Consider the following 9,297-nt stretch of genomic DNA (forward strand, 5'->3'; position numbering starts at 1 on the left):
CGCGGTTGGAACGGGCAACGAGCGCCAGCGCGCGATGTACGATGCGACGCGAGAGGCCCTCGGCGCGATGACCGAGGCGGCTCGGCCGGGCCATAAGCTCGGTGAGATCGACGACGCTCATCGGCGGGTATTCGACGAGGCGGGCTACGGGGAAATGCGCCTTGCCGCTTGCGGTTATTCGCTCGGCGCTACCTTCCGGCCGTCTTGGATGGACGTGCCACCGATGATCTATTCAGGTAACGCCACGATCATGCAGCCCGGCATGGTGCTGTTCCTGCACGCCATCCTCATCGACGCGCCCCATAACTTGGCGATGTCGCTCGGTCACACGATCGCGATCGATGATAAGGGATGCGAGGTATTGAGCAAGCTCGTCCCCGAATACCGTATCTGTGCATGACGGCATGATGCGACGGTGACTCTTCCGCTTCGAAGGAGATGTCTCAGATGTCCGAGCGCTACAAAGAGAAGCAATTCGCAATCGATTGGATTCAGGAGCGCGACAAGCGCTTTTCGGATTGGCATGTCAGGATCTGGAATTATGCCGAGACGGCCTGGCGCGAGTACAAATCGGCCAAGGCATACTGCGATCTCCTGCGCTCGGAGGGGTTCACGGTCGAGGAAGGGTCTGGCGAGATGCCAACCGCGTTCGCGGCGCGCTGGGGCAAGGGCGCGCCGGTGCTCGGCACTTACGTCGAATACGACGCGGTTCCCGCCAACTCGCAGCAAGTGGTTCCCTACCAGGCGCCGCGCGCAGGGCTCCATCCATGGGCCGCGGGCCACACGGACCCGCATTCGGCCCTCGGCACCACAGCGCTTGCCGGCGCGCTGGCGGCGAAAGCGGCGATGGAAAAGTTCGGGCTCGAAGGTACGCTCGTGGTGTTCGGCGAGCCGGCGGAGAAGGTGTGCGGCTCCAAGCCCGTGCACGCCGCCAAGGGGTATTTCGACGGCTTCGACGCCTTCATCTCATATCATCCCCACTTTTCGAATACCGCGATCCTCGATACGCAATGCGGCTCCTATTGGAGTGCCGTTTTTACGTTCGAAACGCTTCAACCCGAAAGGTGGATCGATAAGCGCCTCATTCCCTCGACGCACACCTCACACACCGCCGCGCGCTGTCCGGGCGCCATCGATGCGCTATGCCTCATGTACACGATGACGAAGTACACCAAAGAAGCGATGTTCCCGCACACGGGCACATGGACCCTCAACGAGTACGTCATGGCTGCGGGCGATGCGACATCGGACAATCTGCCGCCTCGGTTCAGTCAAATTCAATATTCCTGGCGCTCGCCCGCACTCGGCATTCAACAGCAGATTTACCAGGTTCTCGAGAACAATGCCCGGCATGCGGCGGCAACGACCGGCTGCAAAGCCTCCGCGCGGTGGATTACCAAGACTCGCGTCGGGCTTACCAATCACGCGATGACGAACCTCACATTTGCGAACATGGAATTGATCGGGCCGCCAAGATATGGCGAGGATGCGCGCGCATTTGCACGGAAGATCCAGACCAACCTCGGCCTCGAAGCCATGGAGAATCCATTCATCGACGACAATGAGCGGCTCATGCCTCCCCGTGAATACGAAGCGCGGTTGCGGCGTGCGCTGCCGGAGTGGCAGCTCAATTACACGTCGGATGATTATGTCGATTATACCTGGCACGCACCAACCGTCCGGCTACTCACGATGCGGCCTCGCTTGCGTCCGCCGAATGAAGGGTACGAATACCCGGCCTGGACGCACAACGCGCTGGGCGGCCTGCCCGCGGCAATCGATCCGGGCATCATGCTCGGTGCGAAGACGATTGCCGCGACTTTTCTCGACCTCTATCTCCGTCCCGAGTTTCTCAAGCGCGCCAAAGAGGAATTTTCCGAGCGCACGGGAGGGGGATTGGGTGGATCGAAATGGGTGCCCCCACTGCTCCCCAAGGACTTCAAGCCGCCCGTCGATCTGCGTTGGCCGGAATACATTCAAACGGTACGCGGCGAAGAATGGTGGCTGCCGACGCCGGCATCGGGATCCGGCGCTGGCGAACCGCTCTAGCGGCAATGAGCGAATCCATAGTACGTAGGCGCTCGGCCGCCTCGAGATCGATGGACGCAAAAGTGCCTTATGAGCGCCGTCCGCTGCCACCCAGTCTCTACGCCGATACGGCGCGAGCGCCCGTATCGGCGCCGGCACTCGAGCGCGACTGCACGGTTTCGGTTGCCGTTGTCGGTGCCGGCTATACCGGCCTCTCGACGGCACTGCATTTGGCGCAAGCGGGTGTGGATACCGTTGCGATCGACGCTCACGAACCGGGCTGGGGCGCCTCCGGTCGAAATGGCGGGCAGGTGAACCCGGGCCTCAAGCACGATCCGGACGAAGTTGAGCGCGATTTTGGGCCCGACCTGGGGCGCCGGATGGTGGCGCTCGCGGGCTCGGCACCCCAGGCTGTTTTCGACCTGGTCGAGCGTCATCGTATCGACTGCGAGGCGAAGCAAAGCGGCACGATACGGGCGGCCGTCGCGGCATCGTCCCTTGAAAGGGTCCGAGCGGCGGCGCAACAGTGGCTCGCTCGCGGCGCTCCAGTGGAATTTCTCGATGCGGACGCCGCGGCACGGGCAACCGGGACGCGGCGATACCGCGGAGCGTTCCTCGATCGGCGGGGCGGCAGCGTCAATCCTCTGGGCTACGCAAGGGGCCTCGCCGACGCGGCAGGCAAGGCCGGTGCCGGGATTTATGGCGCCACGCCCGCATTGAAGTTGAAACGCGATGGTAAATTCTGGCAGATCGAAACGCCCTCGGCGACGATTCGGGCCGAGCAAGTGGTCATCGGCACGAACGGCTACACGGATGGGCTGTGGCCGCGTTTGCGCGAGAGTATCGTTCCGCTTTATACCGCGATAGCCGCAACCGAACCCCTGCAACCGTCGGTGGCAGCACAGATTATGCCGACCCGCTCGGTGCTCTACGAGCAGTCCAATTTTTATGCGTATTACCGGATCGATGCGCAGGGCCGTTTCCTGATCGGCGGGCGAAGTCACCTGGGAGATCGGTCCCGGCCCGAACATTTTAGACATCTCATCGACTATGCCGTTAAATTGTTTCCACAACTTCGCGGCGTTCGGTGGACCCACTTCTGGAATGGGCAAGTCGCGATCACGACCGATCACTATCCCCACATCCATGAGCCGGCATCGGGCCTGCGAATCGGCCTTGGCTATAACGGTCGCGGGATCGCGATGGCGACGGAGATGGGTCGTTTGCTTGCCAAGCGGACTCTCGGCGCTGCCAAGACAGAGATCGACTTTCCGATCACCGGGATCAAACCCATGCCGTTCCATTCCCTCTGGCCCGCCTATGTGGAGGCGCGGCTTTACTTCGGCATTCTTCGAGGCTGGCTCGTGGATCGATGACGCGCGATGGAGCCGTCGGACGGGATATTGAAATGCGCGGACACCTCCGCCGGTCGCGGCGGTGATTGCTGGATGGTCGACTTCGGAATTGTTTACTTCACACGCGCACCCGAAACTTGATGGCTCATCGGCCCCGTTTCGACCCGGATGCGCCGGGCTCACCGGAAAAGAAGGTGCGAAGGATCTGGCTAACCGTGTCCGGCGCTTCGACAAGGATCGAATGGCGTAAGCCGGGCAGAATTTGTAGCACCGCGCGTGGAATGCGCTCAGCCATCAAGCGCGCCATGCGAGGATTGGACCCGATATCGTGCTCGCCGGTCATCACCAAGGTCTCGGCGGCGATTTCGTGAAGGCGCTCGGCAAAGTCGGTGAGCGCGAGGACGCGATAGGCGGCGGCATAGCATGCGGGGTCGTTGGCCCGATTGCGCATCGCAAGCGTCTCTATCAAATCCGGATTGGCCCGTCGAAAATCGTCGGTGAACCATCGCTCCAAGGATTTGCGGAAGTAGTCGCCAGGAATGCCCGATGCGACCATGTCGAGCCGTTCGACGACGCGCGCTTTCTCTTGCGGGGTGCGACCGGCGACCGTGCTGATCAGCGCGAGTTTGCGGAGTTGGTTCGGGTGCGTCATGGCGAATGCCTGGGCAACCAGGCCGCCGAGCGAGAATCCGGCCACGTGGCAGCCACCGAAATCGAGCGATTCGATCAGCGCGCGCAAATCCTCGGCGAAATCATCGATGTGATAAGGCCCCGGCACCTTTTCCGACTCGCCATGTCCCCTCAGGTCATAGCGTAGCAACCGGAAGCGATCGCGCAGCCGAGCGGCAACGCCATCCCACGCCTCGAGTTGGTTGCCGACGCCGTGGATGAGCACGAGTGGCGCACCCTCACCCTCGAGCATGTAGCGGATGCCGATGTCGTTTGCGCGGATCATGACGCTCGTCATGGGAATATGCGCGCCGTCACGCCGGGCGGTCGCCTTCCGCCGTTACGCGATGCATGACGCGACGGTGGCCGTGATAGTCGTTGATCGCGTGGTGCATGACGCATCGATTGTCCCAAAAGGCGAGGCTATTGACGCTCCATCGATAGCGGCACGTAAATTCCGGCCGAACCGCGTGACGCCACAGAAACTCGAGCAAGCTCCGGCTCTCGTCTTCCGTCCAGCCGCTGAAGCGCACCGTGTATAAGGGGTTGACATAGAGCGCCTTGCGCGCGGTCTCCGGATGGGTGCGCACGACCGGATGCTCGGTCTCGATCCGGGTCGCCTGTTGCATCGCCGCGTCGTTGCGCAGGCGCATGGTCCGGTGCGCCCCGAAATTTCCTGCCGCAATCGCCTGATTGTAAGCCAGGGGATTATGGACCGCCTTCATGCCATCGAGCATGCCGCGCAAACCCGGCGACAGCGTCTCATAGGCAAGGTACTGGTTGGCGAACAATGTGTCGCCGCCGTAGGGTGGCACCTCGAGCGCGTAGAGAAACGAGCTAAGCGGCGGCTTCTCGAGATACGAGTTATCGGAATGCCAACCCTCGCCGAAAAGCAGCTTTTCGTGGGTGTCCTTGACCACGACCATAAGTTCGGGCAACTCGGCGGCACTCTCTATGAAGGGGTCGACCATGACCGGGCCAAGGCGGCGCGCAAACGCGATCTGCTGGGGAGGGGCCAGATGCTGATCCGGAAAGACGAGGACGAGATGCTCGAGGAAGGCGTTATGGACGTCGGCGAACGTGTCCTGGCTCAGCTCAGCCGCCAGATCGACGCCGCGAACCTCGGCGCCAATCGACCCGGACAGTGGTGCCACGTCGATCGTTCGATACCCCATCGGACTCCAGCCTTCACGGAACAGAGGATCGTAGAGATGACGGCCCTGCTGGCGCAAGACGATTGTGACGGGGAGGCTTCAGCGCTTGTCAAATCGCATGCGCCCGTGTTCGAGTAGGGCGGCCTGACCTTCGCGCGGCGCTGTGTTGACGAGAGCCTGGAATCCAAAGGGAGCGAAAGATTGAAGTTTTCAATCGCCGTCAACATGGAACGCTACCGGGCAAGCGATGACATCCGCCGGGTTGCGGCGCATGCCCTGGATTTGGTCAAACTCGCCGAACAGGGCGGCTTCGAGATCGCCTGGGCGGCCGAGCATCATTCAATCGAACTCGTTATTGCGCCCAATCCCTTCTCGCTGTTGACCCATTGGGCAGCACACACCCGCACGATCCGGCTCGGCACGGCCGTCATCGTCGCCCCCTATTGGCACCCGATTCGGGCTGCCGGAGAGGCGGCACTTTGCGACGTTCTAAGCGGTGGGCGGCTCGAGTTCGGTATCTCGCGCGGCGCCTTCCAATACGAATTCGATCGCATGGCGGGCGGCATCCCTCAGCAGCAGGGTGTGGCGCACGTCAAGGAAATGCTGCCCGCGATCAAGGCGCTTTGGCGCGGTGACTACGAGCACAACGGTGCACTGTGGCGCTTTCCGCGCGCCACGTCGGTGCCGAAGCCGCTCCAGAAGCCACACCCGCCGGTCTGGGTCGCGGCGCGCGATCCCGGCACCTTCGATTTCGCGCTCGAGCAGGGTGCGAATATCATGGCGACTCCGCTTTCGCGCCCACACGCCGAGGTCGGCATCCTCGGCGAGCGCTACCGCGCGACCTTGGCCAAATATCCGGGTGCGCCGCGACCGCGATTTCTCATGCTGCGGCGCACTTGTGTTTACAGCCGACGGGAGGACTGGCGCATACCGGTGGAGGTTTCGATCGACTACAGCCGGCGATTCGAAACCCTGTTCAAAAACGTGGGTGGCGTCGAAAATGGCTTTCCCGAACCGACCGATCTCGAACAGGTCGCCGACCGCGCCGACTTTCGCCCAGACGCAATCCGCGACGCGATGGTGTTCGGGACGCCGGAGGAGGTCGTCGATAAGCTCAATTCCTATGCGGCTGCCGGGGTCGAGCAGTTCTGCTACGGTGCGAACTTTGGCCTGGCACCCGAGTTCGCAATGCGCTCGCTCGAACTCTTCATCACCGAGGTGATGCCGCACTTCGCCGAACCGACCGCCGCGGCGGCCGCTCGACGCCATTAAGCGGCGTTGGGCGCTTTGATGGGGTAATGTGGCAACGGTTGAAGGAAAGGGCTCCGATGTCGAACATCGCCTCCGTTGATACCTCGGGCGTCTCTTCGCGGCAGGGTGGCGATCCCCTGTTGCGCCCACTGGAGATCAAGGGTCTGAGGCTGCGCAATCGCATCATGAGCACCAGCCACGCCTCCACCCTCGATGACAACGGCCTCCCCAAGGAGCGTTATCAGCGCTATCACGAAGAAAAGGCGAAAGGCGGGTTGGCTCTCACCATGTTCGGCGGGTCGTCCATGGTCGACGCCGATTCAAGCTGGGGTGGCGGTCAGATCGACGTCGGCAGCGACGCGATAATTCCCTATTTTCAGGCTTTCTCGGCGCGCATCCACCGTCACGGTGCCGCACTCATGTGCCAGATCTCGCACCTCGGCCGGCGAGCCGACGCGACGGCGATGAACTGGCTGCCGGCACTCGGCCCTTCGCGCATTCGCGAAACGCAGCATCGAAGTTTTCCAAAGGAAATGGATCGCGCCGACATCGATCGGATCGTGAAAGCGTACGGCCATGCCGCGCGACGGTGCCGGGAGGGTGGGCTCGACGGACTCGAAACGCTCTCCGGCGGGCATCTCATCGGGCAATTCTTCTCGCCGCGCACCAATCGTCGGAGCGATGAATTCGGCGGCTCGACGGAAAACCGTGTTCGCTTCGCCCTGATGGTGCACGAGGAGATTAGGCGCCAAGCCGGCAATCTCGTCGTGGGCATTCGCTTCGTCGTCGACGAGGGAATCTCGGACGGGCTCGACTTCGAAGAATGCCTCAAAATCGCGGGCATCTTTGAGCGCTCGGGATTGATCGATTTCTTCAACTGCATCTTCGGCCGGATGGACACGGAACTCGCGCTGGCTGAGCATAACATGCCCGGCATGTCGCAGCCGATTGCGCCGTTTCTCAAGGTCGTCGGCGCCTTTAAGCGCGAGACGCGGCTTCCCGTCTTCCACGCAGCACGGATCCCGGATATCGCCACCGCACGCCACGCCATCGGCGAGAACCTGCTCGACATGGTGGCGATGACGCGCGCCCATTTCGCCGACCCGCAAATCGTCAACAAACTGGCGCGCGGCGAGGAGCATCGGATTCGTCCGTGTATCGGCGCTTCTTATTGCATGTACAAGAAAGTCGGCTGCATCCATAACCCGGCCACGGGGCGCGAGGAGCATCTGCCCCAGATCGTCACCCGATCCCCCGCGCCGGGGCGCAAAGTCGTCGTGGTCGGGGGTGGGCCGGGCGGACTCGAAGCTGCCCGCGTATGCGCCGAACGTGGACATGAGGTCGTGCTGTTCGAGGCCGGCGCCAAGCTCGGCGGCCAATTACTGACTGCCGTGCGCGCCACGTGGCGGCGCGATCTTATCGCCATCGTGGCCTGGCGGGAGGCCGAGCTTGAGCGCTTGGGCGTGGATGTCCGGCTGAACGCCTATGCCGAAACCGAGGACATCCTGCGCGAGAAGCCGGACGCCGTCATCATCGCGACGGGAGGAATTCCCGATATCGAGTGGCTCGACGGTGGTGAACACTGCGCGAGCGTGTGGGATGTATTAAGCGACGCGAACCGTGCGAAGGACGATGTCATCGTTTATGACGGAACCGGTCGCCATGAGGCCGTATCTTGCGCGCTCCACTTGGCGGAGCATGGTTGCCACGTGAAGTTCGTGACAATCGACAACCTCGTGGCGCTGGAGATGGCCTATCACGAGCGCGCCATCTATCGAAAGCGCTTCGCCCTGAACAATATCGAGGTCGTTACCGATAGCCAGTTGGTCCGGGTCGACCGTGTCGGGAACCGGCTCGCAGGGACCTTTCGCCACGAGTTGACGGGACAGGAGAGCGAGATGACCGCCTCGCTCATCGTCGTCGAACACGGCACGGTGCCGGTCGATGCCCTCTATCGGGATCTGCGGGGACAGTCATTCAATGACGGCGTTACCGACATCGAAGCACTCCTGGCCGGTCGGCCGCAGCCGGGCAAACGGAATGGGGACAGCACCTTCGAACTGCACCGGATCGGCGATGCCGTGGCCAGCCGCAACGTGCACGGCGCCATTTACGATGCGCTGCGCCTCTGCATGGCGCTTTAGCGCGTCTCAGCATTGCCGGCATGCCGGCAAATTCTCGGCATCTGGCGTCAGGACGTTTTTTCGCCGGTTAATCGCGGGAACTTTTTTCCGCGCGATGAATCCAATGGGTTGGGAACGGATTCCAAGCGGACGAAGGAAATGGGTGGAGTCACGGTGCGAATGGCGGAGGACGCCGGGCTCGTGGAACGAATGCGGCGCGGCGACCTCGATGCCTTCACTGCGGTCATGCAGCGCAACAATCTCGCCCTGTGGCGCATCGCGCGCATTATCCTAAAAGACGAGACCGAGGCCGAGGACGCGGTGCAAGACGCCTATGTCAGCGCCTTCACCCATCTGAGCGGCTTCCGCGGGGAGTCGAGCCTCTCGACATGGCTATCCCGTATCACCGTGAACGAGGCGCTCCGGCGCCTGAGGCGCCGCCGGCCGACGGTGGCATTGCACGACGTGGTGGAGCCGCTGGCTGCCGATCATTCGAGCTTCCTGGCGCCACCCGTCGCATCGAATCCCGAGCAGGCGGCGGCGCGTCGGGAAATCCGTCGCCTTGTCGAGCAGGCGATCGATAAGCTGGAACCGGCGTTTCGAAGCGTCTTCGTCATGCGCGTCATCGAGCAAATGAGCATCGAAGAAACGGCGCGAAACCTCGCGATTCGTCCCGAGACCGTCAAGACCCGCCTCCACCGCGCAAATCGTCAACTG

The 9,297-nt window shown here is 62.5% G+C and carries 8 protein-coding genes; 6 read left to right on the forward strand and 2 right to left on the reverse strand.

The window, feature by feature from the left end:
- From VEJ16_11605 to VEJ16_11615, 3 genes are all read left to right on the forward strand, one after another.
- Window positions 1-400: M24 family metallopeptidase (locus VEJ16_11605; protein HYB10307.1), on the forward strand; the 400-nt coding region annotated here is incomplete at its 5' end.
- A gap of 47 nt (window positions 401-447) precedes the next feature.
- Window positions 448-2,049, forward strand: a complete 1,602-nt coding sequence (locus tag VEJ16_11610) for a M20/M25/M40 family metallo-hydrolase (GenBank protein HYB10308.1) — start codon at window positions 448-450, stop codon at window positions 2,047-2,049.
- 50 nt (window positions 2,050-2,099) lie between these two features.
- Window positions 2,100-3,404 carry an FAD-dependent oxidoreductase gene (locus VEJ16_11615; GenBank protein HYB10309.1) on the forward strand — a complete coding sequence of 435 codons (1,305 nt, stop codon included), beginning with the start codon at window positions 2,100-2,102 and terminating at the stop codon, window positions 3,402-3,404.
- A 124-nt stretch (window positions 3,405-3,528) separates the two neighbouring features.
- Here VEJ16_11615 and VEJ16_11620 read toward each other — a convergent pair whose 3' ends face one another.
- Together VEJ16_11620 and VEJ16_11625 are read right to left on the reverse strand one after the other, a co-directional pair.
- Window positions 3,529-4,338 carry an alpha/beta fold hydrolase gene (locus VEJ16_11620; GenBank protein ID HYB10310.1) on the reverse strand — a complete coding sequence of 270 codons (810 nt, stop codon included), beginning with the start codon at window positions 4,336-4,338 and terminating at the stop codon, window positions 3,529-3,531.
- A 28-nt stretch (window positions 4,339-4,366) separates the two neighbouring features.
- Window positions 4,367-5,227 carry a TauD/TfdA family dioxygenase gene (locus VEJ16_11625; protein HYB10311.1) on the reverse strand — a complete coding sequence of 287 codons (861 nt, stop codon included), beginning with the start codon at window positions 5,225-5,227 and terminating at the stop codon, window positions 4,367-4,369.
- Between the two features lie 180 nt (window positions 5,228-5,407).
- On the opposite strand from VEJ16_11625, the gene VEJ16_11630 reads away from it, so the two are divergent.
- The 3 genes from VEJ16_11630 to VEJ16_11640 form a co-directional block, all read left to right on the forward strand.
- Complete coding sequence (locus tag VEJ16_11630; GenBank protein HYB10312.1) at window positions 5,408-6,478, forward strand: LLM class flavin-dependent oxidoreductase; 1,071 nt, start codon at window positions 5,408-5,410, stop codon at window positions 6,476-6,478.
- Between the two features lie 56 nt (window positions 6,479-6,534).
- Window positions 6,535-8,601: an NADH:flavin oxidoreductase gene (locus tag VEJ16_11635; protein ID HYB10313.1), complete on the forward strand. Its 2,067-nt coding sequence runs from the start codon at window positions 6,535-6,537 to the stop codon at window positions 8,599-8,601.
- A 138-nt stretch (window positions 8,602-8,739) separates the two neighbouring features.
- Window positions 8,740-9,297: RNA polymerase sigma factor (locus tag VEJ16_11640; GenBank protein HYB10314.1), on the forward strand; the 558-nt coding region annotated here is incomplete at its 3' end.

The sequence above is a fragment of the Alphaproteobacteria bacterium genome (genome assembly GCA_035625915.1).
Taxonomy (GTDB): Bacteria; Pseudomonadota; Alphaproteobacteria; order JACZXZ01; family JACZXZ01; genus DATDHA01.

Bases quoted from the DNA above. Each gene is read 5' to 3' on its own strand.
- VEJ16_11610 (HYB10308.1), top strand. From the start codon at position 448: ATGTCCGAGCGCTACAAAGAGAAGCAATTCGCAATCGATTGGATTCAG.
- VEJ16_11615 (HYB10309.1), top strand. From the start codon at position 2,100: ATGGACGCAAAAGTGCCTTATGAGCGCCGTCCGCTGCCACCCAGTCTC.
- VEJ16_11620 (HYB10310.1), bottom strand. From the start codon at position 4,338: ATGATCCGCGCAAACGACATCGGCATCCGCTACATGCTCGAGGGTGAG.
- VEJ16_11625 (HYB10311.1), bottom strand. From the start codon at position 5,227: ATGGGGTATCGAACGATCGACGTGGCACCACTGTCCGGGTCGATTGGC.
- VEJ16_11635 (HYB10313.1), top strand. From the start codon at position 6,535: ATGTCGAACATCGCCTCCGTTGATACCTCGGGCGTCTCTTCGCGGCAG.